Origin of the sequence: Pseudomonas sp. R28(2017), from assembly GCF_002112505.1 — a bacterium.
In the GTDB taxonomy this organism is placed as follows: domain Bacteria; phylum Pseudomonadota; class Gammaproteobacteria; order Pseudomonadales; family Pseudomonadaceae; genus Aquipseudomonas.
Window position 1 is genome coordinate 88,868 of sequence record NZ_NEHW01000009.1, and the last position, 24,832, is coordinate 113,699.

The 24,832-nt window shown below is 62.9% G+C and carries 21 protein-coding genes; 12 read left to right on the plus strand and 9 right to left on the minus strand.

From position 1 onward, the window contains the following. Positions 1-31 precede the first annotated feature (31 nt). Positions 32-1,009: an NADPH:quinone reductase gene (locus tag CAF78_RS16985; protein ID WP_085676582.1), complete on the plus strand. Its 978-nt coding sequence runs from the start codon at positions 32-34 to the stop codon at positions 1,007-1,009. Positions 1,010-1,494: 485 nt separating this feature from the next. Here the strand turns inward: CAF78_RS16985 and CAF78_RS16990 are convergent, their stop codons facing one another. Together CAF78_RS16990 and dprA are read right to left on the minus strand one after the other, a co-directional pair. Continuing rightward, positions 1,495-2,052, minus strand: coding sequence for an L-threonylcarbamoyladenylate synthase (locus CAF78_RS16990; RefSeq protein WP_085676581.1), 558 nt, complete (start codon positions 2,050-2,052; stop codon positions 1,495-1,497). A 42-nt stretch (positions 2,053-2,094) separates the two neighbouring features. Then, positions 2,095-3,192, minus strand: a complete 1,098-nt coding sequence (gene dprA, locus CAF78_RS16995; RefSeq protein WP_085676580.1) for a DNA-processing protein DprA — start codon at positions 3,190-3,192, stop codon at positions 2,095-2,097. Between the two features lie 1,235 nt (positions 3,193-4,427). On the opposite strand from dprA, the gene ltrA reads away from it, so the two are divergent. The 6 genes from ltrA (at position 4,428) to CAF78_RS17030 (ending at position 10,771) form a co-directional block, all read left to right on the plus strand. After that, the gene (gene ltrA, locus CAF78_RS17005; RefSeq protein ID WP_085676579.1) at positions 4,428-6,134 is read left to right on the plus strand and encodes a group II intron reverse transcriptase/maturase; all 1,707 of its coding nucleotides are present in this window, start codon (positions 4,428-4,430) and stop codon (positions 6,132-6,134) included. A 107-nt stretch (positions 6,135-6,241) separates the two neighbouring features. Then, positions 6,242-6,748 carry a peptide deformylase gene (gene def, locus CAF78_RS17010; protein ID WP_016712797.1) on the plus strand — a complete coding sequence of 169 codons (507 nt, stop codon included), beginning with the start codon at positions 6,242-6,244 and terminating at the stop codon, positions 6,746-6,748. A 60-nt stretch (positions 6,749-6,808) separates the two neighbouring features. Next, positions 6,809-7,741 (plus strand): methionyl-tRNA formyltransferase, encoded by a 933-nt coding sequence (fmt, locus tag CAF78_RS17015; protein ID WP_085676578.1) that lies wholly within the window; start codon positions 6,809-6,811, stop codon positions 7,739-7,741. Beyond that, positions 7,738-9,048, plus strand: a complete 1,311-nt coding sequence (gene rsmB / locus CAF78_RS17020) for a 16S rRNA (cytosine(967)-C(5))-methyltransferase RsmB (RefSeq protein ID WP_085676577.1) — start codon at positions 7,738-7,740, stop codon at positions 9,046-9,048. The genes fmt and rsmB overlap by 4 nt, the downstream gene beginning before the upstream one ends. A 23-nt stretch (positions 9,049-9,071) precedes the next feature. Then, a complete protein-coding gene (trkA, locus tag CAF78_RS17025) occupies positions 9,072-10,445 on the plus strand; it encodes a Trk system potassium transporter TrkA (protein ID WP_085676576.1) in 1,374 nt (457 codons plus the stop codon). A gap of 11 nt (positions 10,446-10,456) precedes the next feature. Next, positions 10,457-10,771 (plus strand): M48 family metallopeptidase, encoded by a 315-nt coding sequence (locus tag CAF78_RS17030; RefSeq protein WP_085676575.1) that lies wholly within the window; start codon positions 10,457-10,459, stop codon positions 10,769-10,771. A gap of 153 nt (positions 10,772-10,924) precedes the next feature. Here the strand turns inward: CAF78_RS17030 and CAF78_RS17040 are convergent, their stop codons facing one another. Beyond that, positions 10,925-11,812, minus strand: a complete 888-nt coding sequence (locus CAF78_RS17040) for a lysophospholipid acyltransferase (RefSeq protein WP_085676573.1) — start codon at positions 11,810-11,812, stop codon at positions 10,925-10,927. A gap of 40 nt (positions 11,813-11,852) precedes the next feature. Then, a complete protein-coding gene (locus CAF78_RS17045; protein ID WP_085676572.1) occupies positions 11,853-12,404 on the minus strand; it encodes a DNA-3-methyladenine glycosylase I in 552 nt (183 codons plus the stop codon). Between the two features lie 83 nt (positions 12,405-12,487). Here CAF78_RS17045 and glyQ point away from each other — a divergent pair, with 83 nt between their 5' ends. From glyQ to CAF78_RS17065, 4 genes are all read left to right on the plus strand, one after another. Next, a complete protein-coding gene (glyQ, locus tag CAF78_RS17050) occupies positions 12,488-13,435 on the plus strand; it encodes a glycine--tRNA ligase subunit alpha (RefSeq protein WP_027592054.1) in 948 nt (315 codons plus the stop codon). Continuing rightward, entirely contained in the window at positions 13,432-15,483 is a 2,052-nt protein-coding gene (glyS, locus tag CAF78_RS17055) for a glycine--tRNA ligase subunit beta (RefSeq protein WP_085676571.1), read from the plus strand. Before glyQ ends, glyS begins: the two co-directional genes overlap by 4 nt. 3 nt (positions 15,484-15,486) lie before the next feature. Then, complete coding sequence (gene gmhB / locus CAF78_RS17060; protein ID WP_085676570.1) at positions 15,487-16,014, plus strand: D-glycero-beta-D-manno-heptose 1,7-bisphosphate 7-phosphatase; 528 nt, start codon at positions 15,487-15,489, stop codon at positions 16,012-16,014. 64 nt (positions 16,015-16,078) lie between these two features. Continuing rightward, positions 16,079-16,849, plus strand: coding sequence for a 1-acyl-sn-glycerol-3-phosphate acyltransferase (locus CAF78_RS17065; protein WP_085676569.1), 771 nt, complete (start codon positions 16,079-16,081; stop codon positions 16,847-16,849). A 322-nt stretch (positions 16,850-17,171) separates the two neighbouring features. Here CAF78_RS17065 and CAF78_RS17070 read toward each other — a convergent pair whose 3' ends face one another. Next, complete coding sequence (locus CAF78_RS17070) at positions 17,172-18,791, minus strand: MFS transporter (protein ID WP_085676568.1); 1,620 nt, start codon at positions 18,789-18,791, stop codon at positions 17,172-17,174. A 97-nt stretch (positions 18,792-18,888) separates the two neighbouring features. Then, complete coding sequence (locus tag CAF78_RS17075) at positions 18,889-20,535, minus strand: GMC family oxidoreductase (protein ID WP_085676567.1); 1,647 nt, start codon at positions 20,533-20,535, stop codon at positions 18,889-18,891. Between the two features lie 228 nt (positions 20,536-20,763). On the opposite strand from CAF78_RS17075, the gene CAF78_RS17080 reads away from it, so the two are divergent. After that, on the plus strand, positions 20,764-21,651 hold the full coding sequence (locus CAF78_RS17080) for a LysR family transcriptional regulator (protein WP_085676566.1): 888 nt from the start codon (positions 20,764-20,766) through the stop codon (positions 21,649-21,651). On the opposite strand, the gene CAF78_RS17085 is transcribed toward CAF78_RS17080, so the two are convergent. Genes CAF78_RS17085 through CAF78_RS17095 form a run of 3 tightly spaced genes read right to left on the minus strand, consistent with a single transcriptional unit; the run spans position 21,640 to position 24,636 of the window. After that, positions 21,640-22,458: a sulfite exporter TauE/SafE family protein gene (locus tag CAF78_RS17085; RefSeq protein WP_085676565.1), complete on the minus strand. Its 819-nt coding sequence runs from the start codon at positions 22,456-22,458 to the stop codon at positions 21,640-21,642. The genes CAF78_RS17080 and CAF78_RS17085 overlap by 12 nt on opposite strands. Next, positions 22,455-23,711 (minus strand): FAD/NAD(P)-binding oxidoreductase, encoded by a 1,257-nt coding sequence (locus CAF78_RS17090; protein WP_371856908.1) that lies wholly within the window; start codon positions 23,709-23,711, stop codon positions 22,455-22,457. The genes CAF78_RS17085 and CAF78_RS17090 overlap by 4 nt, the downstream gene beginning before the upstream one ends. A gap of 40 nt (positions 23,712-23,751) precedes the next feature. After that, positions 23,752-24,636: an MBL fold metallo-hydrolase gene (locus CAF78_RS17095; RefSeq protein ID WP_085676563.1), complete on the minus strand. Its 885-nt coding sequence runs from the start codon at positions 24,634-24,636 to the stop codon at positions 23,752-23,754. Positions 24,637-24,832 lie beyond the last annotated feature (196 nt).

Here is a 24,832-nt window from a genome sequence, read left to right on the forward strand (position 1 = left end):
CTTTTCCCGATCCCGACAACAGGAGTGCGAGATGGCCAAGCGTATCCAGTTCAGCCAGCATGGCGGCCCGGAAGTGCTGCAGCTTGTGGAATTCGAACCCGCCCCGCCAGGGCCGCAGCAGGTGCGCGTGCGTAACCATGCGATCGGCCTGAACTTCATCGACACTTACTTCCGCAGCGGGCTGTATGCGCCGCCGTCCCTGCCTTCGGGCCTGGGTACCGAAGCGGCGGGTGTGGTCGAAGCCGTGGGCGAGGGTGTGACCCGCCTCAAGGTCGGCGATCGCGTGGCCCATGCCGGCGGCCCCCTGGGCGCCTACAGCGAGGTGCATACGTTGCCGGAAGCCAACCTGGTCAAGCTGCCCGACAACATCAGTTTCGAGCAGGCGGCAGCGGTGATGCTCAAGGGGCTGACCGTGCAGTACCTGCTGAAGCAGACGTATGAGGTGAAACCGGGTGACGTGATCCTGTTCCACGCCGCAGCGGGTGGTGTGGGTTCCCTGGCGTGCCAGTGGGCCAAGGCGCTTGGCGCCAAGCTGATCGGTACCGTGAGCTCCGCCGAGAAAGCCGAGCGGGCCAAGGCGCTGGGGGCGTGGGCGACCATCGACTACAGCCGTGAAAACGTGGCCAAGCGGGTGCTGGAACTGACCGATGGCAAGAAGTGCCCGGTGGTGTATGACGGCGTCGGTGCCGATACCTGGCTGACCTCGCTCGATTGTCTGCGCCCGCGTGGGTTGATGGTGAGCTTCGGCAATGCCTCGGGGGCGGTGAGCGGGGTGAACCTGGGGATCCTGTCGCAAAAGGGCTCGCTGTATGTGACCCGGCCAACCCTTGCGACCTATGCCAACAATGCCGAGAACACCCAGGCCATGGCCGATGACCTGTTTGCGATGATTGGTAGTGGCAAGCTGGTTGTGGATATCCAGCAGCGGTATCCATTGAGTGAGGCGGCGAAAGCGCAGGCGGAGTTGTCGGCGCGCAGAACTGTCGGCTCTACCGTTCTGCTGCCTTGAGCTAACACCGCTCTCAAGCCAGTAGATACCCCCTGTGGGAGCGGGCGTGCCCGCGAAGCAGCCACCGCGATGGATGGCACCGGCTCCGCCGGTGTTCGCGGGCAAGCCCGCTCCCACAGGTACCGTATCGGCCTCGAATAGGGCGCTAACCCTGCGAGGGCCGGTTCGCCGATGATGGCGTCGTCTCGATACCATCGAGAATCGCCTCAATCACCCTCAGCCATTTCAATCGCATGCAGGTTCGACCAGAACATGCCGCGGCCTTCGACTGTCATGGAAAAAATGCATCCGGGCTACCACACCCGATCACCGAGTTATTCGGCGACGGATGAAGCCTAGAGGCAGAGATTCCCACTGAGAAGGTGATGGCAGGGGACGCGGGTCGTAGGATATTTCCCAATCCTCAATCCGGACAGCCATTCGAGACAAATTCAGAAAAATCGTTACCGTTCTGGGGCCGCTTTGCGGCCCAATGGCCGGCGACATCAGCCTGGACGAACGACTTCGCCGGTCGCCAGATTGCGAATCACACTCGGATTCTTCCGCCCCCCCAGCGCCCCACCGAGCACCAGGTCCAGCTGGCCGTGAAAGTACTGTTCCACCCGCAACCGGGTCTTCGCCGCCGGGCGCCCGCCGGGGTTGCACGAGGTGGAAATCAGCGGCCCCACCAGCGCGCACAGCTCGCGCACCTGCGGGTGATCGCTCACGCGCAGCGCCACGGTGTCATGCTGCCCGGTCACCCACTCGGGCAGCAGGTCCTGGTGCGGCACCAGCCAGGTGTTGGGGCCCGGCCAGGTGGCGCTCATGCGGTCGATCCAGTCCTCGGGAAAATCCTCGAACAGAAAGTCGAACTGGTGGATGTTGTCGGCCACCAGGATCAGGCCTTTATCCACAGGCCGCGACTTCAGCGCCAGCAGGCGATACACCGCATCCTCGTTCCATGGGTCGCAGCCCAGGCCCCAGACCGCTTCCGTCGGGTAGGCGATCACTGCGCCCGCCCGGATCTCACGTGCGGCTTGTTGCACACGAAAACTGCTCACCATTTGCGTCTCTCCGCCATTTAACCTTGCCTGCGCGCAGTGTACTTAGCCGGCGCGGGCAAACCAACGCCCGGCGACATTGCTGACCCGGCCTTCCAGCTCCAGTTCCGTCAGCTGCACCAGCACCTCGGCCAGCGGCCGGTCGCTGAAGTGGGCCAGGTTTTCGCTAGTCTGTGGCGCGGCATGCAGCAGGGCAAGCAGCGGATGCGCTGGTTTTTCCACAACCGCAGGCGGCAGGTTCTGCCAACCACGCAGGCTTTCCAGGATCTGCTCGACGCTTTCCACCAGCAGTGCACCATCGCGGATCAGCTGATGGCAGCCCTTGGCCGCCGGGTGATGGATCGAACCGGGAACTGCGTACACCTCGCGGCCCTGCTCAGCCGCCAGGCGGGCGGTAATCAACGAGCCGCTGGCAAGGCCGGCCTCGACCACCAGCACACCAAGCGACAGGCCACTGATGATGCGATTTCGCCGCGGGAAGTTGCCCGGCAGCGGCCCGGCATCGAGCGGATACTCGGACACCAGCGCGCCACCCCGGTCGATCATCATCCGCGCAAGGTCGCGGTGGCGCTGTGGATAAAGTTTTTGCAAGCCTGTGCCGAGCACGCCTATCGTACCCCCTCCGACCTCCAGCGCCGCCCGATGAGCGGCACCATCGATGCCCAGGGCAAGCCCGCTGGTGATGGTGAAACCGGCCTGCGCCAGGTAGCGGGAAAATGCCCTGGCCGTGTCGAGTGCCGGAGGTGTGGCACGCCTGCTGCCCACAATCGCCAGTTGAGGTCGGTCCAGCAGTGCTGGATTGCCAGCAACGAAAAGCAACGGTGGAGCATCGTCGATTTCCCCCAGCAGTGCCGGGTAGTCAGGGCCGTCCCACATCAGCAAATGCTGGCCCGGGCGCTCTAGCCAGGCCATTGCGGCCAGTGCGCCGTCGCGCACTTCGGCGCTGCGCCGGGCATCGATGCTGGCCTGCCCGATACCCAACGCACGCCAGGCCGAGCCCGGCGCACTGAGCGCGGAAGAAGCACTGCCAAAGGCCTCCAACAAGGTACGAAAACGTCGCAGTCCCGTCTCGGGCAAGCGGTGCAGGCGTAATCGCGCTTCCAGTTCGGCAGGCGGACAAGACGACGAATGGTCACTGGGCATGGGGATCATCCTTGATCGAAACAGGGCCATCTACGTGGCACAACCTGTGGATAACTCTGTGAGTAATACTTTGAAAAGCTGTCCATTGCTTGGGGGCTATCAAGCCCATAGACACCCTAGACGAGCTTGCCAGGTGCCGAAATCCCCGTTTCCCTTTATTATGTGTGCTCAGGTGCGACACGCGTAGCGTGTCTCCTCCACCAAGCTGTATGGCCAGCTTGATGGGATTTCTGCAAGGAAATCGAATACTTGGGTATCCATCCCCAAGAAACAAAACCAACCCAGAAGTCCACTGCCTTCAAGGGCTTACCGCTGCGGCGGATGGCAAACCCCAAGGTCGTTCAGCTCTCGGTAGCACGACCGCAGAACCGGTACTCCCGGTTTTGGAGAGCCTCTTAGACTTAACCCACGCGGGAGTGTAGATCCCCGCAGGGGTCACCTCCTGCTCGTTTTCATTGCAGGAGGTAACAACTAACCGACCAACGGTCATTACCGTCTTGGCTCGGCTTTTCCTCAGGAGACATGAGCGGAAGCTCTGTCTGTCATTGTCCAACTGCCGCCCGCACGGAGCAGTAGCGGACTCGTTGTACGACCAACGGTAGCCTACGACGGCATGCACTACTGGCAACGGTGGTGTGTGAAGCCCGTCTGACAATGTAGCCCCCATCTCGGGTGCATTCTCTCCGCGAGGAGGGGTGCAGAGACTCGGAGCAGTGCCGGGTTAAGGCGCTAGGCTGACTGGTATGGGCAACATATGTGAACTACTGATAAACACCGTAAACATAGCCAAGCCAAAGCTGCTGACAGGCTTGAACCAAAAGGTACGTGATCGGTTATTCCCGTCTGAGCTGGGGATACGTCGTCTTCCGAGATCACCGGTGAAAAAGGTAGGTCCTAACCCAGTCGTGTGACAGACAGGGAACGTGGTAAGCCCGTATCGCTGCCCTTTGGGCAGGTGAACCGTAAGGAACACTGTTGGCGGTGCGGGTATGGGATCGCAGAGAAAGCGAACGCCAGGTTGTAATGGCTTGGATAGGGGTTGGAACATCACCCCACGGGAAACCGGGCAGACTTCTGCGTGGTCTTCTGCCGCAATGACTCTGACTGAGACCGTCTCATCAACTTCAGGGCTGGCTTCATTGGCCCTTGATCTTCCAACCCTGACGGGGTGCATACGCCCCTCAGGGGTACGTGCGCATTCCGCTCGGGTGGTATCACTTTGAGAGGAAAGCAGCATGAAAGAGCTCAGCCAGCAAGGTGAGCCTGCGCTTTCCGGCACTCCGCAACAATGGCACGACGTCGATTGGCGTCGGGTTCAACGGAATGTCCGGGAAATGCAGGTGCGAATTGCGAAGGCTTGTCGGGAAGGCAAATGGCGCAGGGTTAAATCCCTGCAACGAATGCTTACTCGCTCGAAGTCGGCCAGATACTTGGCTGTACGGAGAGTCACGGAAAATCAGGGAAGCCGTACGGCGGGAGTCGATAGGCAACTCTGGGACACACCCATCGCGAAATGGAACGCGGTTGGTCAGTTGAAGACGCGGGGTTACCGGGCTCGGCCACTACGGCGAGTCTACATCCCGAAGTCGGATGGACGGGAACGCCCATTGGGCATACCGACCATGACGGATAGGGCTATGCAAGCGCTGTATATGCTGGCCCTGTCTCCCATCGCCGAAACCCATGGCGATCCTAATAGCTACGGCTTCAGGATCGAACGTTGTACGGCGGATGCGATGGCGCAGCTCTTCCTGTGTCTTTCCAAACAGGCTTCCGCCTGTTGGGTTTTGGACGCAGACATCGAAGGGTTCTTCGACAACATCAACCACGAATGGCTGCTAAGGAATGCCCCTACGGATACCCGGATGCTTCAGCAGTGGTTAAAGGCTGGAGTCATCCACAAGGGGCAGTTGCACGCAACGGACGCAGGCACGCCACAAGGGGGAATTATCTCCCCGGTGTTGGCAAATCTGGCACTGGATGGTCTGGAAACACTCCTCAAGCAATACCTAGGAGTGGCAAGGGCGAAGAAACTGAAGGTGAATGTGGTGCGATACGCAGATGACTTCGTGATTACTGGCACCTCTTCGGAGGTGCTTGAGAACGAAGTAAAACCTTGGGTAGAACAGTTCCTCGCGACGCGAGGGCTGCGGTTGTCACTCAAGAAAACGCGTGTTGCTCACATCGACGAAGGCTTCGACTTCCTTGGCTGGAGTTTCCGGAAATACGAAGGAACGTTACTGATCAAGCCGAGCAAGAAGAACGTTAAGGCGTTCTATAGCAAGGTTCGAGAGGTGATCGACTCTCACAAGACGGTGAGGCAGGGCGACTTGATCCGAATGCTAAACCCGATGCTGAGAGGGTGGGCTCTGTACCACCAGCCAGTAGTTGCCAAACAAGCGTACAGCCGTATGGACAACAGAGTGTTTATCAAACTCTGGCGATGGGCAAAGAGGCGGCACCCAAACAAGTCCCTCGACTGGGTCAGGAAGAAGTATTTTCGGGCCTCAGGGGACAGGAAATGGGTGTTCGCGACCACAGTATTGGAGGAAAATGGGACGAAACGGGAGTTCGAGTTGTACTCGCTTGCGAGTACTCCGATCGAGCGGCACAGAAAGGTGAGTGGGGAATATAACCCCTACGATCCAGCCATGGAGGCCATGGGCGAGAAACTCCGGATGGACCGGATGCTGAATAAGCTGAAGTACCGGAAACAAATCGGAAATTTATTCGCCAGCCAGAACGGCCTGTGCCTGCTTTGCAAACAACCGATCACCAAGGAAACAGGGTGGCACGACCACCACATCATCCACCGGGCCGTAGACGGTGGTGACGCTTTGGCCAATCGGGTACTCTTGCATCCTAATTGTCACAACCAGCTCCACACGCGTGGTCTGCACGTGAGCAAACCGGCTTCCATTGGAAGCTTGGTGAAGGCTTGAGCCGTATGCGCTGAAAGGCGCACGTACGGTTCTTAGGGGGGAGCTGGCCAGTAATGGCCGGCTCCCACCCGACTTTTCAACCGACCGCACAGTGACTGCCTGACCTTATGGCCATCTTGAACATTCTCGAATTCCCGGACCCGCGCCTGCGCACCATCGCCAAACCGGTGACGGTGTTCGACGACGCCCTGCGTCAGCTGATCGACGACATGTTTGAAACCATGTACGAAGCCCCCGGCATCGGCCTGGCCGCCACCCAGGTCAATGTGCACCTGCAGGTGGTGGTCATGGACCTCAGCGAAGACCGTAGCGAACCGCGCGTCTTCATCAACCCGACGGTCGAAGAACTGACCCACGACATGGGTCAGTACCAGGAAGGCTGCCTGTCGGTCCCGGGCTTCTACGAGAATGTCGACCGCCCGCTGCGCGTGCGGGTCAAGGCCCAGGACCGCGACGGCAAGCCGTACGAGCTGGAATGCGAAGGCCTGCTGGCGGTGTGCGTGCAGCACGAGTTCGATCACCTCAACGGCAAGCTGTTCGTCGACTACCTGTCGCAGCTCAAGCGCGACCGGATCAAGAAGAAGCTGGAAAAGCAGCACCGCCAGCAAGCCTGATCCCCACCTTCCAGAAGGCTTGCTCCGGCAAGCCTTTTTCTTTTTTGAAGCGAGAACTCCATGCGCATCGTCTTTGCAGGCACTCCAGAGTTTGCCGCCGAACACCTCAAGGCCCTGCTCGACAGCCCGTACGAGATCGTGGCCGTCTACACCCAGCCCGACCGCCCTGCCGGTCGTGGCCAGAAGCTCATGCCCAGCGCAGTGAAGGCACTGGCCGTGGCCCATGACATCCCGGTGTTGCAGCCACCGACCCTGCGCAATGCCGAGGCACAGGCTGAACTGGCCGCGCTCAAGCCAGACCTGATGGTGGTGGTCGCCTACGGCCTGATCCTGCCGCAAGTCGTGCTCGACATCCCGCGCCTGGGCTGCATCAACAGCCACGCCTCGCTGCTGCCACGCTGGCGCGGTGCGGCGCCGATCCAGCGCGCCGTGGAAGCGGGCGATGCCGAGAGCGGCGTGACCGTGATGCGCATGGAAGCCGGCCTGGATACCGGGCCGATGCTGCTCAAGGTGGTCACCCCGATCAGCGCCGACGACACTGGCGGCAGCCTGCACGACCGCCTCGCCGAAATGGGCCCGCCGGCTGTAGTCCAGGCCATCGCTGGCCTGGCGGACGGTTCGCTGCAAGGCGAGGTTCAGGACGATGCCCTGGCCACCTACGCGCACAAGCTGAACAAGGACGAAGCCCGCATCGACTGGAGCCGCCCGGCCATCGAGCTGGAACGCCTGATCCGCGCCTTCAACCCTTGGCCGGTGTGCCACAGCACGCTAGACGGGGAGAGCGTCAAGGTACTGGCCGCCAACTTGTCCACAGGCAAAGGCGCGCCGGGCGAAATCCTGTCCGCCAGCAAGGACGGCCTGGTAGTCGCCTGTGGTGACCAGGCCCTGAGCCTGACCCGCCTGCAGCTGCCCGGTGGCAAGGCGCTCAACTTCAGCGACCTGTTCAACAGCCGCCGCGAGAAATTCGCCGCCGGCAAGGTGCTGGGCCAATGAACCCACGCCTCGCCGCCGCCCGTGCCCTTGCCGCTGTTCTCAGCGGCAAGGCCTCGCTGAACAGCTCGCTGCCAGCGCAGCTGGACAAGGTCGAAGAACGCGACCGTGGCCTGACCCAGGACCTGGCATTCGGCACCGCCCGCTGGCAGCCACGCCTCGACCTGCTGGCCGCTCAGCTGCTGCAGAAGCCATTCAAGGCCGCCGATGCCGATGTGCAGGCCCTGCTGCTGGTCGGCCTGTACCAGCTGTTCTACACCCGCATCCCGGCCCACGCCGCCATCGGCGAGACCGTTGGCTGTGCCGACAAGCTGAAGAAGCCTTGGGCCAAGGGCCTGCTCAATGCCGTGTTGCGCCGCGCCCAGCGTGAGGGCGAGGAACTGCTGGCCGGCATGGAGCGCGACCCGGTGGTGCGCACCGCTCACCCGCGCTGGCTGCAGAAGTCGCTGAAAGCCTTCTGGCCAGAGCAGTGGGAAGCCATCTGCGCAGCCAACAACGCCCACCCGCCGATGATCTTGCGGGTCAACCGCCGCCACCATAGCCGTGACGCCTACCTGGCGCTGCTGGCCGAGGCGGGCGTTGCCGCCAGCGCCTGCCCGTACAGCCGTGACGGTATCGTGCTGGCCGAAGCCTGCGACGTGCGCGGCCTGCCAGGCTTCGCCGAAGGCTGGGTAAGCGTGCAGGACGAAGCCGCGCAGCTGTCCGCCGACCTGCTGGAACTGGCCCCCGGCCAGCGCGTGCTCGACGCCTGCTGCGCCCCGGGCGGCAAGACCTGCCACCTGCTCGAAGCGCAAGCCGACCTGGGCCATGTCGTGGCCATCGACCTCGAAGCCAAGCGCCTGACCCGCGTGCGCGAGAACCTCGACCGCCTGCAACTGGACGCCGAGCTGATCGCCTGCGATGCCCGCGACACTGCCAGCTGGTGGGACGGCAAGCCGTTCCAGCGCATCCTGCTCGACGCACCGTGCTCGGCCACCGGCGTGATCCGCCGCCACCCGGACATCAAGCTGACCCGTCAGGCCGAGGACATCCCGGCCCTGGCCACGCTGCAAGGCGAGCTGCTCGATGCCCTGTGGCCGACCCTGGAAGTGGGCGGCATGCTGCTGTACGCCACCTGTTCCAGTCTGCCGACCGAGAACACCGAAGTGATCGACGCCTTCCTCGCCCGCACCCCGGGCGCCCGTGAGCTGGACCTGGCCACCGAAGCCGGCCTGCGCCAGCCCCACGGCCGCCAGTTGCTGGCCCAGGAAGGCGGCCACGACGGGTTCTACTATGCCAAGCTGATCAAGATCGCCGCCTCGCGCGGATAAGCACAACGGGTAGGGAGTAGCGGATGAAGATCATCATCCTCGGCGCAGGGCAGGTAGGCGGTACGCTGGCGGAACACCTGGCCAGCGAAGCCAACGACATCACCGTGGTCGACACCGATGGCGACCGCCTGCGCGACCTCGGCGACCGCCTGGACATCCGCACCGTGCAAGGCCGCGGCTCGCTGCCGACGGTGCTGCGCCAGGCCGGTGCCGACGACGCCGACATGCTGGTGGCGGTCACCAACAGTGACGAAACCAACATGGTCGCCTGCCAGGTGGCCTATTCGCTGTTCCACACCCCGACCAAGATCGCCCGGGTGCGCGAGTCGGCCTACCTGACCCGCGAAGAGCTGTTCGACAACGACCACATCCCGGTCGACGTGCTGATCAGCCCCGAGCAGGTGGTGACCAACTACATCAAGCGCCTGATCGAACACCCGGGCTCGCTGCAGGTGATCGACTTCGCCGAGGGCAAGGCCCAGCTGGTGGCGGTGAAGGCCTATTACGGCGGCCCGCTGGTGGGCCAGCAGTTGCGCCAGATACGCGCGCACATGCCCAACGTCGATACCCGCGTGGCGGCGATCTTCCGTCGCGACCGGCCTATCACCCCGCGGGGCGACACGGTGATCGAAGCCGATGACGAAGTGTTCTTCATCGCCGCCAAGAAGGACATCCGCGCCGTGATGGGCGAGCTGCGCCGCATCGACGAGACCAACAAGCGCATTGTCATCGCCGGGGGCGGGCAGATCGGCGAGCGTCTGGCCGAAGCCATCGAGAGCCGCTACCAGGTGAAGATCATCGAGATGAGCCCGGCACGCTGCAGGCACCTTTCCGATACCCTGGAAAGCACGGTGGTGCTGCAGGGCAGTGCCTCGGACAAGGACCTGATGCTCGAAGAGAACATCGCGGACGCCGACATCTTCCTGGCCCTGACCAACGACGACGAGGCCAACATCATGTCGTCGCTGCTGGCCAAGCGCCTTGGCGCGGGCAAGGTCATGACCATCATCAACAACCCGGCCTATGTCGACCTGGTGCAGGGCGGCGACATCGACATCGCCATCAGCCCGCAGCTGGCCACCATCGGTACCTTGCTGGCGCACGTGCGGCGCGGCGATATCGTCAGCGTGCACTCGCTGCGCCGCGGCGCGGCCGAGGCCATCGAGGCGGTGGCGCACGGCGATTCGAAGTCGAGCAAGGTGGTCGGCAAGGCCATCGAGCACATTGCCTTGCCACCGGGCACCACCATCGGCGCGATCATCCGCGACGAGGAGGTGCTGATCGCCCACGACGACACGGTGATCGAGTCGGGCGACCACGTGATCCTGTTCGTTGTGGATAAAAAGCACATTCGCGACGTGGAAAAGCTGTTCCACGTCGGCTTGAGTTTCTTCTAGGAGAAGAGGGCATGCGCGAATCGCTGGAGAAGATGCTGGCCAAGGGTGTGGATAACCCGCTGCTGCGGTTTGGCCTGGGTAAAGCCTGGCTGGACGAGGGCAATGGTGCGCAGGCGGCTGTGCACCTGGCACGGTGTGTGGAGCAGGATCCGAAGTATTCGGCGGCGTGGAAACTGCTGGGCAAGGCGTATCAGCTGGTCGGTGACCTGGCGGCAGCGCGCAAGGCCTGGGAGGACGGGATTGTTGCGGCCCAGGCCCACGGCGACAAACAGGCCGAGAAAGAGATGACCGTGTTCCTGAAGAAGCTCAACAAAACCTCAAGTTGACGCGATCCCCTGTGGGAGCGGGCTTGCCCGCGAACACCGGCGAAGCCGGTGCCATGCACCGCGGTGTCTTCTACGCGGGCAAGCCCGCTCCCACAGGGCCCCTGCTAAATCTGACAGACATGTATTCATGTCTGCAGTAGAGCAGTGGATAACTCAGTACCAGCGCGGCTCGCCGGCCGGGCGCTTCTTGAAGCGCTTCATGCTCCACATGTACTGGCTCGGGTACTCGCGCACATAACGCTCGACCACCTTGCTCATGGCCGCCGCCGACACGTTCACGTCGGTGCTGTACATCTCTTCCGGCGCCGCTTCCAGGAACACCTTGAAGCCCGAGCCGTCCGGCAGCCGCAGCGCATGCAGGAACACCCCCACCGCCTTGCCACCGGCCAGCATGTTCGGCACGAACTTGCTGGTCAGCGCCTGGGTGCCGAGAAATGGCACGAAGACACCTGCCGACTCCGCCGGCTCCGGGTCGGCAGGAATACCCACCTGACCACCGCGCCGCACTTCCTTGATCACGCTGAGGATGCCTTCCTTGGTCGAAGGCGCCACGCGGTTGCCCATCTGCACACGTTGCTCGCGCAGCAGGTCATCCACTGCCTTGAGCTTCGGCGGGCGGTAGAAGATGATCGGTTTGCACTGGTTGCAGTAGAAGTGGTTGAGCACTTCCCAGTTGCCCAGGTGGCTGGTGATGCCGACCACGCCCTTGCCCGAGGCCAGGGCCTGCTCCAGCACTTCCAGGCCGTGCACTTCCTTGACCAGCTCCAGCGAACGCTGCGGTGGCCAGATCCAGGCACAGGCACTTTCGACAAAAGATTTGCCGATATCCTTCAATGCACGGCCGACCAGTTGCTCACGCTCGACCGGATCCATCTCCGGGAAGCACTTGGCCAGGTTGATGCGCACGACATTGCGCGAGCCATTGGGGACTTTCCACATCAGCCAGCCGATACCGGCGCCGACGCGCTGCACAGCGCCCCAGGGCAGCTTGGCAAACAGACGCAGCACCCCGACCATCAGGGCGCCCTTGAACTTTTCCACAGGCAATTCCTTATTTCAGCAAGGCGCGCATTGTAACCCCTCAGCGCAACAAGGCGGCGTAGCGATCGCAATCGGTGGTGTGGTCCATGACCATGCCGGTGGCCTGCATGAAGGCGTAGCAGATGGTCGGGCCGACGAAGGTGAAACCGGCTTTCTGCAGGGCCTTGCTCATGGCCTTGGCTTCGTCGGTGACCGCTGGCACGTCACCGCGGGCCTGGAAGTGGTTGATCTTCGGCTCACCACCCACGAACGACCACAACCACTCGGCAGGGTTATCCACAGCCAGCCAGGCCTGTGCGTTGCGCCGGGCAGCCTTGAGCTTGAGGCGGTTGCGGATGATGCCGGCATCCATCATGAGTTCTTCGATGCGTTCGTCACTCATGGCGGCCAGTTTCACCGGATCGAAGCCGTGCATCACCTCGCGATAACGCTCGCGTTTGCGCAAGACGGTGATCCATGAAAGCCCCGCCTGGAACCCTTCGAGCAAAAGCATCTCGAACAGCAACGCCGGGTCACGCTGTGGCGTTCCCCATTCCCGGTCGTGGTAGGCCTGGTACAACGGATCGTCGGTACACCAAAAGCAGCGTGGCATAAGGCTCCAATGAGTAGAGGGCGAGGCGAATCAGGTTATACTCCCGCTCTTTACATCCGCATCCCCAGATACAGGTGAATTTCGTGAGCCAGCCTACGCCAGCCGTGCGTACCTTCCAAGACCTGATCCTCGCCCTGCAAAACTACTGGGCAGCTCAAGGTTGTGTGGTGCTTCAGCCCTACGATATGGAAGTAGGCGCCGGCACTTTCCACACCGCTACATTCCTGCGCGCCGTGGGTCCAGAAACCTGGAACGCCGCCTATGTGCAGCCTAGCCGTCGCCCTGCCGACGGGCGGTATGGCGAAAACCCCAACCGCCTGCAGCACTACTACCAGTTCCAGGTGGTCCTGAAGCCGAACCCGGCCAACTTCCAGGAGCTGTACCTCGGCTCGCTGAAAGCCATTGGCCTGGACCCGCTGGTCCACGACATCCGCTTCGTCGAAGACAACTGGGAATCGCCGACCCTCGGCGCCTGGGGCCTGGGCTGGGAAATCTGGCTGAACGGCATGGAAGTCACCCAGTTCACCTACTTCCAGCAGGTAGGTGGCATCGAGTGCTACCCGGTCACCGGTGAAATCACCTACGGCCTGGAGCGCCTGGCCATGTACATCCAGGGCGTCGACTCGGTCTACGACCTGGTGTGGGCCGACGGCCCGTTCGGCAAGGTCACCTACGGCGACGTGTTCCACCAGAACGAGGTGGAGCAGTCGACCTACAACTTCGAACACGCCAACGTCGAGAAGCTGTTCGAACTGTTCGACTTCTATGAAAGCGAAGCCAACCGCCTGATCAAGCTGGAGCTGCCGCTGCCGACCTATGAAATGGTCCTGAAGGCCTCGCACACCTTCAACCTGCTGGACGCCCGCCGCGCCATCTCGGTAACCGAGCGCCAGCGTTACATCCTGCGCGTACGTACCCTGGCCCGGGACGTGGCGCAAAGCTATCTGCAAGCCCGCGCACGCCTGGGCTTCCCGATGGCCACCCCTGAACTGCGTGACGAAGTGTTGGCGAAGCTGGAGGCTGCACAATGAGTGCTCAAGATTTCCTGGTAGAACTGGGCACCGAAGAGCTGCCACCGAAAGCCCTGGCAAGTCTCGGCGACGCCTTCCTGGCCGGCATCGAGAAAGGCCTGCAGGCCGCTGGCCTGAACTACACCGGCAAGCAGGTTTACGCCGCGCCGCGTCGCCTGGCCGTGCTGATCCGCCAACTGGACGTGCAGCAGCCTGACCGCAGCATCAACATCGACGGCCCGCCCATGCAGGCTGCTTTCAAAGACGGCGAGCCGACCCAGGCTGCCCTGGGCTTTGCCAAGAAATGCGGTGTGGAGCTGTCGGAAATCGACCAGAGCGGCGCCAAGCTGCGCTTCTCCCAGCACATCCCGGGCAAGGCCACTGCCAGCCTGCTGCCGACCATCGTCGAGGATTCGCTCAACGACCTGCCGATCCCCAAGCGCATGCGCTGGGCCGCCAGCCGTGAAGAGTTCGTGCGCCCGACCCAGTGGCTGGTGATGCTGCTCGGCGACCAGGTGGTCGACTGCACCATCCTGTCGCAGAAGGCCGGCCGTGAATCCCGTGGCCACCGCTTCCACCACCCGGAAAACGTGGTCATCACCACCCCGGCCAACTACGTCGAAGACCTGCGCAAAGCCTACGTGCTGGCCGACTTCGCCGAGCGCCGCGAACTGATCAGCAAGCGTACCGCCGAGCTGGCCATGCAGCAGGAAGGCAGCGCCATCGTGCCGCCGGCCCTGCTGGACGAAGTGACTGCCCTGGTCGAGTGGCCGGTGCCGCTGGTGTGCTCGTTCGAGGAGCGTTTCCTCGAAGTGCCGCAGGAAGCCCTGATCACCACCATGCAGGACAACCAGAAGTACTTCTGCCTGCTGGACAGCGAAGGCAAGCTGCTGCCGCGCTTCATCACCGTGGCCAACGTCGAGAGCCGTGACCCCAAGCAGATCGTGCTGGGTAACGAGAAGGTCGTGCGCCCGCGCCTGACCGACGCCGAGTTCTTCTTCAAGCAGGACAAGAAGCAGCCACTGGAAACCTTCAACGAGCGCCTGAAGAACGTGGTGTTCCAGGCTCAGCTGGGCACTGTCTACGACAAGGCCGAGCGCGTTTCCAGGCTGGCTGCGTTCATCGCCCCGCTGATCGGCGGCGACGCCCAGCGCGCTGGCCGTGCCGGCCTGCTGTCGAAGTGCGACCTGGCCACCGAGATGGTCGGCGAGTTCCCTGAAATGCAGGGTGTTGCCGGTTACTACTACGCGCTCAACGACGGTGAGCCGGAAGACGTCGCCCTGGCCCTGAACGAGCAGTACATGCCGCGCGGTGCTGGCGCCGAGCTGCCGCAGACCCTCACCGGTGCTGCCGTGGCCATCGCCGACAAGCTCGACACCCTGGTGGGCATCTTCGGCATCGGCATGCTGCCTACCGGCAGCAAGGACCCGTACGCCCTGCGCCGTGCCGCCCTGGGCGTGCTGCGCATCCTGATCGAGAAACAGCTGGACCTGGACCTGAGCGCTGCGGTCGAGTTCGCGGTCAAGCAGTTCGGTGCCAAGGTCAAGGCCGCTGGCCTGGCCGAGCAGGTGCTGGAGTTCATCTTCGATCGCCTGCGTGCACGCTACGAAGACGAAGGCATCGACGTTGCCACCTACCTGTCGGTACGTGCCCTGAAGCCGGCTTCTGCCCTGGACTTCGACCAGCGCGTACAAGCTGTTCAGGCCTTCCGCAAGCTGCCGGAAGCCGAAGCCCTGGCAGCGGTGAACAAGCGTGTGTCGAACCTGCTGAGCAAGGCCGAAGGCGCCATCGCCGAACAGGTCGAGCCGAAGTACTTCGACAACGCCAACGAGTTCTCCCTGTACTCGGCCATCCAGCAGGCCGACCAGGCCGTGCAACCGATGGCAGCTGCTCGCCAGTACAGCGAATCGCTGGCCCGCCTGGCGGCCCTGCGTGACCCGGTCGATGCCTTCTTCGAGGCGGTGATGGTCAACGCCGAAGACGCCAAGGTACGTGCCAACCGTTATGCCCTGCTCAGCCGCCTGCGCGGCCTGTTCCTGGGTGTGGCTGACATTTCGCTGCTGGGGTAAGCCTTGAAACTGCTGATTCTCGATCGTGACGGGGTGATCAACTACGACTCCGACGCCTACATCAAGACGCTGGAAGAGTGGATCCCGATCCCTGGCTCGGTCGAGGCCATCGCGCAGTTGAGCAAGGCGGGCTGGACGGTGGCCGTGGCCACCAACCAGTCCGGCATCGCCCGTGGCTACTACCCGCTGGCAACCCTCGAGGCCATGCACGCGCGCCTGCGCGCGCTGGTGGCCGAGCAGGGCGGCGAGGTGGGCCACATCGTGTATTGCCCGCACGGGCCGGATGAAGGCTGCGATTGCCGCAAGCCCAAGCCTGGCATGCTGCGGGCGATCGCCGAGCATTACCAGGTAGGCCTTGAAGGCGTCTGGTTCGTTGGCGACAGCAAAGGTGACCTGGAGGCCGCCCTGGCCGTCGGTGCACAACCCGTGTTGGTGAAAACCGGCAAGGGCGAGCGGACCCTGGAAAAAGGCGTCCCGGAAACTACACTGATTTTCGACGATCTGGCAGCTATCGCCAGAGAAATTATTTAAACAACAATGCGCCCTCGGGCGCATTTTTCCCAGGCGGGCACGCCCCGCAACGGTACTTGCCACTATGTCGATCCTGCAGGCGATCAGAATCTTTCTTTTTTACCTGCTGCTGGGCACCAGTTCGCTGCTGTGGTGCTCGCTGAGCTTCTTCGTCGCGCCGTTCTTGTCGTTCCCCAAGCGCTACACGTTCATCAACGTGTACTGGTGCCGTTGCGCCCTGTTCCTGGTGCGCACCATCCTTGGCATCAACTACAAGGTCACCGGTGCCGAGAACGTGCCGGACGAACCCTGCGTGATCCTGTCCAACCACCAGAGCACCTGGGAAACCTTCTTCCTTTCCCAGTACTTCTCGCCGCTGAGCCAGGTGCTCAAGCGCGAGCTGCTGTATGTGCCGTTCTTTGGTTGGGCCATGGCCATGCTGCGGCCGATCGCGATCAACCGCGACAACCCCAAGGAAGCCCTGCGCCAGGTGGCCAGCAAGGGTGACGAATTGCTCAAGCAGAAAACCTGGGTGCTGATCTTCCCGGAAGGTACCCGGGTGCCGTTCGGCACTGTGGGCAAATTCTCCCGAGGCGGTACCGCGCTGGCCGTGAATGCCGGGTTGCCGGTGCTGCCGATTGCCCACAACGCTGGCAAGTTCTGGCCCAAGACGGGCTGGGGCAAGCGCTCGGGCACCATCGAGGTGGTTATCGGCAAGCCGATGTACGCCGAGGGTACCGGGCCACGGGCTATTGCCGAGCTCAATGACCGTGCTGCAGCGTGGAACGAAGCGACCCAGCGGGCCATGGGCTCGCTGCCGCCAGTGGATGAAAAACCGCAGGAACAGATAGCCTGACCATCTGTGGATAACTTGTGAACAGTTTGTTCTTGAAATACCTGGAATCGACTCTAAGTGTATGAATTAGCTGTTTATTTCTGTGTATGACGTTTTTCTGAAAAACGTGCATAAGTTTTTTCGGGGCATAAGAAAACCGGCTTTTACAGCCGGTTTTTTTATGCGTGAACCGTGGTAACTGGTGTTGGTCTCTTCGCGGGCATGCCCGCTCCCACAAAGTTAGCGGTTAGCCCTGCGGGAGCAAGTGTCTTGCTCACTTTCTGGAATCTGCCGCGATCCCTGTGGGAGCGGGCTTGCCCGCGAAGGGGCCGGCTCAGATCCTTCAGACCTTGTCGATATCCACGTCCTTGGTTTCTTTCAGGCAGAAGATCCCCACCACCAGGCTGATGCCGGTCACCAGCACCGGGTACCACAAGCCATAGAAGATATCCCCGGTATACACCACCAGCGCGAACGACACGGTTGGCAGGAAGCCGCCGAACCAGCCGTTGCCGATGTGGTAGGGCAGCGACATCGAGGTGTAGCGGATGCGGGTCGGGAACAGCTCGACCATCACCGCTGCCAGCGGGCCGTAGGTCATGGTCGCAATCAGGATCATCGCCACGATCAGCACCACCACCATCACCTGATTGACCTGCCCTGGGTCAGCCTTGGCCGGGTAGCCCGCTTGTTCCACTGCCGTGCGCATGGCCGCTTCGTCGAAGCCGTTGATGGTCTTGTCGCCAATGTTCACCACCACATCGCTGCCGGCCACGCTCACCGAGCTGTATGGCAGGCCCTGCTTGACCAGGAAGGTCTTGACCTTGTCGCACGGGCTGTCGAAGCGTGCCTTGCCGACCGGGTCGAACTGGAAGGTGCAGCCCTGCGGATCAGCCGTGACCACGATGGGCGCCTGGCGGCTGGCTGCGTCGATCTGCGGGTTGGCATAGTGGCTCAGGGCCTTGAACATCGGGAAATACAGCACGGTGGCCAGCAGCAGGCCGAGCATCAGGATCGGCTTGCGCCCGATGCGGTCGGACAGCCAGCCGAAGAACACGAAGAACGGAGCACCGATCACCACGCTGATGATCAGCAGGGTATTGGCCTGGGCAGGGTCCATCTTGAGCATCTGGGTCATGAAGAACAGCACGTAGAACTGTGCGGTATAGAACGTCACGGCCTGCCCGGCGTTGATGCTGAACAGCGCCGTGAGCACGACCTTCAGGTTGGGCCAGGAGGTGAACGACTCGCGGATCGGCGACTTGCTGACCTTGCCCTGGGCCTTCATTTTCACGAACGCCGGCGACTCGTGCATGCTCATGCGGATCCAGGTGGAGATCGCCAGCAGGAAGATCGACAGCAGGAACGGCAGGCGCCAGCCCCAGGTTTCGAACTGGTCGCCACTGATGTAGCGGCTGCCCAGAACCACCAGCAATGACAGCAGCAGGCCCAGGGTAGCGGTGGACTGGATGAAACCGGTGTGGAAGCCGCGCTTGCCGGGTGGCGCGTGCTCGGCCACGTAGGTGGCGGCACCGCCGTATTCACCACCCAGCGCCAGCCCCTGGAGCATGCGCAGGATCACCAGGATGATCGGTGCCGCGATGCCGATGCTGGCGTAGGTCGGCAGCAGGCCGACGGCAAAGGTCGACAGGCCCATCAGCACGATGGTCACCAGGAAGGTGTACTTGCGCCCGATCATGTCGCCCAGGCGGCCGAATACCAGCGCGCCGAACGGCCGCACCAGGAACCCGGCGGCAAAGGCCATGAGGGCGAAGATGAAGGCGGTGGTGTCGTTCACCCCGGCGAAGAACTGCTTGCTGATGACAGCGGCCAAGGCCCCATAGAGAAAAAAGTCATACCACTCGAACACCGTCCCGAGGGATGACGCGAAAATGATCTTGCGCTCTTCACGACGGCTGGAGGTACTCGCCGTGGCACCCTGCTCTTGGATGTAATCCGACATCGTTGCTGTCCTCGGCCCGCAGGCCACAGTGATTATTCTTGTTGTTCCACTGTCGGCAGCTTGTGACCGCGAGCTGCCGCTGTTGCGCGCTCCCGGGTCAGGGGGTCGGTACCGCGTCTTCGTTCAGGTAGGTCTGGGTTGCGGCTCCTTTGAGGATCAGTTGCGCCGCCTTTTCGGCGATCATCAGGGTGGGGGAACAGGTATTGCCGGAGGTGATCTGCGGCATGATCGAGGCATCGGCCACACGCAGGCCGGGGACGCCATGCACGCGAAGCTGGTTATCGACAACATCCAGGTCGCCGTTACCCATACGGCAGGTGCCGACCGGGTGGAAGATGGTGGTGCCGATCTTGCCGGCCGCCTCGAACAATTCCTCCTCGGTTTGCAGGGACGGGCCTGGCAAATATTCCTTGGGATCGAAAGCGGCGAGGGCAGGGGCCTGGACGATGCGCCGGGTCAGGCGGATGGCGGCTGCGGCGACGCGCAGGTCCTGAGGGTCGCTCAAGTAATTGGGGTCGATCTGCGGCGTGCTGTTCATGTCCGCGCTGCGGATATCGATGCGCCCGCGGCTGGCAGGGCGCAGGTTGCACACCGAGGCGGTGAAGGCCGGAAACAGATGCAGCGGCTCGCCGAAGCGCTCCAGTGACAACGGCTGCACGTGATACTGCAGGTTCGGTGTGGCCTGCTCAGGGCTCGAGCGCACGAAGGCGCCCAACTGGCTCGGCGCCATGGCCAGCGGGCCACTGCGGTCGTAGAGATAGCGCAGGCCCATGCCCAGCTTGCCCCACAGGCTGTTGGCCATCTGGTTGAGGGTGCGGGTGTTGCGGATCTGGTAGATCAGCCGCAGTTGCAGGTGATCCTGCAGGTTGCCGCCGACGCCTGGCATGTCGTGGCGCACACCGATGCCCAGGCTTTCGAGCAGCTTGCGCGGGCCGATGCCGGAACGCTGGAGAATGCCGGGCGACCCCACGGCACCGGCGCAAAGGATGATCTCGCGGCGTGCAGCAAATTCATGCCAGGCGCCTTGCCACAGGGCTTTAACCGCACGGGCACGGGTGTTGTTCAACAGCACCTGGTCTACCTGCACGCCGGTCAGCACGGTGAGGTTGGGGCGGTCCTTGATCGGCCGCAGAAAGGCTTTGGAAGCGTTCCAGCGCACCCCACTGCGCTGATTGACCTGAAAGTATCCACAGCCCTGGTTGTCGCCGGTATTGAAGTCATCGACCTTGCCAATGCCACTTTGCTCGGCGGCGTCGCGGAACGCGTCGAGGATCGGCCAGCTGTAGCGCTGGCGCTCGACCCGCCATTCACCCGCAGCGCCATGGTGCTCGCTGGCACCGGCAAAGTGGTTCTCACTGGCCTTGAACAACGGCAGCACATCGTTCCAGGCCCAGCCTTCGTTGCCTTGTGCGGCCCAGTGGTCGTAATCGGCAGCCTGGCCGCGCATGTAGATCATGCCGTTGATCGAAGAACAGCCGCCGAGCACCTTGCCCCGTGGATAGCCCAGCGCACGGCCGCCCAAACCGGGCTGTGCTTCGGTCTTGAAGCACCAGTCGGTGCGCGGGTTGCCGATGCAGTAGAGGTAACCGACGGGGATGTGAATCCACGGATAGTTGTCGCGGCCACCGGCTTCGAGCAGCAGGACGCGGCAGGAAGGGTCGGCGGACAAACGATTGGCCAGCAGGCAGCCGGCGGGGCCAGCGCCTACGACCACGTAGTCGAAGACAGAATCGGCTGATGGCATGTGCAACCTCGCGCCTGATTATTATTCTTGTCCCGATCCATCTTAGTGAGTAATTTCGTCAAGGAAACACGAGATTTCACGCAGCCGCTGTGCGTTTTAGCACAGCGGTAAGTCTGTACCGGCCTTTTCGCGGGCAAGCCCGCTCCCACAGGTAAGGAAGGCAATGCTATCCCTGTGGGAGCGGGCTTGCCCGCGAAAAGGCCGGTGAGAACAGCCACAAGGATCAGCATGTTCGACTGGAACGATCTGCGGTTTTTCCTCGAGTTGCAGCGCAGTGGCCGCCTGCTCAGTGCGGCCAAGCGCCTCAATACCACCCACAGCACAGTGGCCCGGCACATCGAAAGCATCGAGAAGAGCCTGGGCACGCCACTGTTCGTGCAGCATGCCCAGGGCTATGAACTGACCCCATCGGGCCAGGCGCTGCTCAAGCATGCCGAAGCCATGGAGAACGTTGCCCTGCTGGCGCAGGAAGAAATCACCCAGGCCATCACCCCACTGGGCAAGATTCGCCTGGGGGTTACCGAAGGCATCGGCATCATGTTCTTCACCCCGCGCATGAGCGAGCTGTTCGCCCGCTACCCGGGTCTGGAGGTAGAGCTGGTGGCCGTACCGCGCTTCGTCAGCATCCTTAACCGCGAGGCAGAAATCAGCATTCACCTGGAGCGGCCCAACGCCGACCTGCTGATCACCCGCAAGCTCACCGACTACCGCCTGGCGCTCTATGCCAGCCAGGATTACCTGGACCGGGCGCCGCCCCTGCGCAACCGCGAGGACCTGGCCCGGCACAGCTGGATCGGCTACGTCGATGACCTGCTGTTCAGCCAGGAGCTGCTGTTTCTCAACAGTTTCTGCCGCGCACCGAACGTGGCCTTCCGCAGCACCAGCGTGATCGCCCAGCAGACCGCCGCCCGCGCCGGCCTGGGTATCGCCGTGCTGCCCAACTACATGGCCCGCCATGACCCGACACTGGTGCGCGTGCTGCCTAGCGAGACCATCCAGCGCAGCTACTGGATCTGTACCCGCCGCGAGTTGCACAAGTCGGTGCGCCTGCGGGTGGTGTGGGACTACCTGCTGGCGCTGTGCGCGGCGGAACAGGATGAGCTGCTAGCTGAGTAGTGCCTTGCCAGCCAGCAGCAGCGCCGCCAGCCAACCGGCCACGGCAAACAGCTGCTGCAGGCGTGGGCCGGCGATCCGGGTGGCTAATGGCCTGGCCAGCAGCAGGCCGATCACCGCACCGATGGCGAACGGTGCGCCGATCCGCCAGTGCATCACGCCGGCCAGGCTGGCGCTGACCACGCTCCCCGTGGAAACCAGCGCGATGACGGCCAGGGATGTCGAGACGATGCTCTTCATGCGCAGGTTGGTGTAGCGGTTCAAGGCGGGGATGATCACAAAGCCGCCGCCCACCCCCAACAGGCCGGAGAGCAGGCCTGACATCGCCCCGGTAAACGCCAAGGCGCGTGCGCAGGGTAACGTCCAGCGCAAGCGCCCCTGCAACGGGTTCAGCACGCAGGGTTCGATGTAGCGATGGGCTTCGCTGCCTTCGCCGCGCAGCGCTTTGGCCGCCTTGCGCCAGATACGCAGGCAGGCGTAGGTCAGTACGGCAGCGAACACCAGCGCCAGGGGTGTGTTGGGCAAGCGGTGCGCCAGCATCAGGCCGAACGGGGCCGCTGCGATGCCAATCAGTGCGATGAACAGGGCCGCGCGATAACGCACCAGCCCTTCGCGCAAACCGAGCACCGCGCCCACCGCCGCCGCAAGCCCCACGGCGAGCAGGCCGATGGGCGCCGCTTCGACCATCGACAGGCCAAGCCCGAACACCAGCAGCGGCACTGCCAGGATGCCTCCACCGGCGCCGGTCAGCGCCAGCACCGCACCTATGATCGCGCCGAGGCCAGCGCCCAGCAGTTGATGCTCGATCACTGTGCGGCCTCGGCATCCAGCGGTTGCGGGCGCGCCAGCCACTCACGACCTTTGAGCATGCCCTGCCAGTACAGCGGCGGCAGCACCCGTGCCTTGAGCAACCAGGCCACGCGCGTCGGCTGGCGCCCATCGAGCAACCAGCGGGGGAAGCTCGGCGCAACCTTGCCGCCATAGGTGAACTCGGCCAGGACGATCTTGCCGCGCTCGACAGTCAGTGGGCAGGAGCCATAGCCGTCGTATCGGGCCAGCGTAGGCAGGCGGCCCAGCGCCACCAGCACATTGTTGGCTACCACCGGCGCCTGCTTGCGCGCTGCGGCGGCAGTCTTGGCGTTGCTGGTGTTGGCCACATCGCCCAGCGCGTGAATGTTGCCGAACTGACGGTGGCGCAAGGTATGCGGGTCGACATCGACCCAGCCGGCGGCATCGGCCAACGGGCTTAGGCGAATGAAGTCCGGGGCAACCTGCGGGGGCACCACATGCAACATGTCGAAGGCTTCGGTACGGGTTTCGCTGCTGCCGTCGGGTAGCGTACGCACAAAGGTGGCACGCTGGTTGGGGCCATCCACTGCTACCAGGCGATGGGTGTAATTGAGGTCTACGCCGTACTTGTCGATGTAGGCCATCAACGCCGGCACATAGTCGGGGACGCCGAACAGTACGGCACCGGCATTGAAGAAACTGGCCTTCACGTCGCCAAGTCGACCATTGCGCAGCCAATGGTCACAGGACAGATACAGCGCCTTCTGCGGCGCACCGGCGCACTTGATTGGCATCGGCGGCTGGGTGAACAGCGCGCGCCCCTGCTTGAGCTTTTGCACCATTTCCCAGGTGTAGGGCGCCAGGTCGTAGCGGTAGTTGGAGGTGACACCGTTGCGACCGAGGGTTTCGCTGAGCCCGTCGATGGCATCCCAGTCGAGTTTGAGGCCGGGGCAGACCACCAGTTGCTCATAACTGATGGCGCGGCCACCTTCGAGGATGACCAGTTGGGCCGAGGGGTCGAATTGCTCAACCCGCGCCTTGATCCAGCGCACGCTCCGCGGCATGGCCGAGGCCATGGTGCGGGCAGTGCTCGGCGCCTTGAACACCCCCGCGCCGACCAGGGTCCAGCCTGGCTGGTAGTAGTGCACGTCGGCAGGGTCGATCAGGGCGATGTCCAGTGACGGGTCACGGGCAATCAGGCTGGAAGCAGTGGCGATACCGGCGGCACCGGCACCGACGATGACCACCTTGTGGTGGTCGGCATTGGCAGGCATGGCAGTCAATCCTGGAATTTCTGGTAATGGGGCAGGGCAGTCAAAGCTTGTTCAGCGGGATCTTCAGGTAGCTCACGCCGTTTTCTTCAGGCTCCGGGAACTGGCCGCTGCGCATGTTCACCTGCACCGATGGCAGGATCAGCACGGGCATGTCGAGGGTCTTGTCGCGGGCTTCGCGCATGGCCACGAAGCTGTCCTCGTCGATGCCTTGGCGAATGTGGATGTTGCTGGCGCGCTGCTCGGCCACCGTGGTGACGTACTGCATCTCGCGCCCGCCTGGCAGGTAGTCGTGGCACATGAACAGCTGGGTCCGGTCGGGGAAGGCCAGCAGGCGACGGATCGAGCGATACAACGTGCGCGCATCGGCGCCGGGGAAATCGCAGCGGGCGGTACCGTAGTCAGGCATGAACAGCGTATCGCCGACGAACACCGCAGTCTCGCCAGCGTCCACAACCATGTAGCTGAGACACGCCGGGGTATGCCCCGGGGTGTGCAGGGCTCGGGCATGCAGGTTGCCGATGCTGAAGCCCTCTTCGTCTTCGAACAGCACATCGAACTGGCTGCCATCCCGGGCGAAGCCAGGCTCGGCATTGAACAGCGTGCCGAAGACTTTCTGTACCTGGGTAATGTGCGCACCGATGGCCGTGTGGCCACCGAGCGCTTTCTTGAGGTAGGCCGCCGCCGAGAGGTGGTCGGCGTGGACATGAGTCTCCAGTACCCACTGCACCTTGGCATTCAGTTCAGCCACGCGTTCGATCAGGCGATCCGCCGAGGCAGTGCAGGTGCGCCCGGACTTGGGGTCGTAGTCCAGCACGCTATCGATCAGTGCGCACTGACGGGTTTCACGGTCCATGACCAGGTAGCTGATGGTCGAGGTCGCCTTGTCATAGAAGGCGTCCACGTGAAGGTTGTTGCCGATGATCATCACGTTCTCCAATTGATCCACCTCGCCCTGTAAAGGGAAGGCGGTGACAGGAGGTTTATCAAGATGCATGCCAGGGCTTTTTCATGGCGACACACAATGAGTCCGGCACGTCACTGACATCTGAAAACTATTCTGGCAGCACGTTTGGCAGTCGACTGTCAGCCAATGGCAGTGTTTGGCAGTCCTTGTTAACCTG

Coding starts and splice junctions, on each gene's coding strand:
- glyS (WP_085676571.1), top strand. CDS start 13,432: ATGAGTGCTCAAGATTTCCTGGTAGAACTGGGCACCGAAGAGCTGCCA.
- CAF78_RS17070 (WP_085676568.1), bottom strand. CDS start 18,791: ATGTCGGATTACATCCAAGAGCAGGGTGCCACGGCGAGTACCTCCAGC.
- dprA (WP_085676580.1), bottom strand. CDS start 3,192: ATGCCCAGTGACCATTCGTCGTCTTGTCCGCCTGCCGAACTGGAAGCG.
- CAF78_RS16990 (WP_085676581.1), bottom strand. CDS start 2,052: ATGGTGAGCAGTTTTCGTGTGCAACAAGCCGCACGTGAGATCCGGGCG.
- CAF78_RS17030 (WP_085676575.1), top strand. CDS start 10,457: ATGCGCGAATCGCTGGAGAAGATGCTGGCCAAGGGTGTGGATAACCCG.
- CAF78_RS17045 (WP_085676572.1), bottom strand. CDS start 12,404: ATGCCACGCTGCTTTTGGTGTACCGACGATCCGTTGTACCAGGCCTAC.
- ltrA (WP_085676579.1), top strand. CDS start 4,428: ATGAAAGAGCTCAGCCAGCAAGGTGAGCCTGCGCTTTCCGGCACTCCG.
- CAF78_RS16985 (WP_085676582.1), top strand. CDS start 32: ATGGCCAAGCGTATCCAGTTCAGCCAGCATGGCGGCCCGGAAGTGCTG.
- CAF78_RS17065 (WP_085676569.1), top strand. CDS start 16,079: ATGTCGATCCTGCAGGCGATCAGAATCTTTCTTTTTTACCTGCTGCTG.
- trkA (WP_085676576.1), top strand. CDS start 9,072: ATGAAGATCATCATCCTCGGCGCAGGGCAGGTAGGCGGTACGCTGGCG.
- fmt (WP_085676578.1), top strand. CDS start 6,809: ATGCGCATCGTCTTTGCAGGCACTCCAGAGTTTGCCGCCGAACACCTC.
- CAF78_RS17095 (WP_085676563.1), bottom strand. CDS start 24,636: ATGATCATCGGCAACAACCTTCACGTGGACGCCTTCTATGACAAGGCG.
- def (WP_016712797.1), top strand. CDS start 6,242: ATGGCCATCTTGAACATTCTCGAATTCCCGGACCCGCGCCTGCGCACC.
- CAF78_RS17080 (WP_085676566.1), top strand. CDS start 20,764: ATGTTCGACTGGAACGATCTGCGGTTTTTCCTCGAGTTGCAGCGCAGT.
- CAF78_RS17075 (WP_085676567.1), bottom strand. CDS start 20,535: ATGCCATCAGCCGATTCTGTCTTCGACTACGTGGTCGTAGGCGCTGGC.
- rsmB (WP_085676577.1), top strand. CDS start 7,738: ATGAACCCACGCCTCGCCGCCGCCCGTGCCCTTGCCGCTGTTCTCAGC.
- CAF78_RS17090 (WP_371856908.1), bottom strand. CDS start 23,711: ATGCCTGCCAATGCCGACCACCACAAGGTGGTCATCGTCGGTGCCGGT.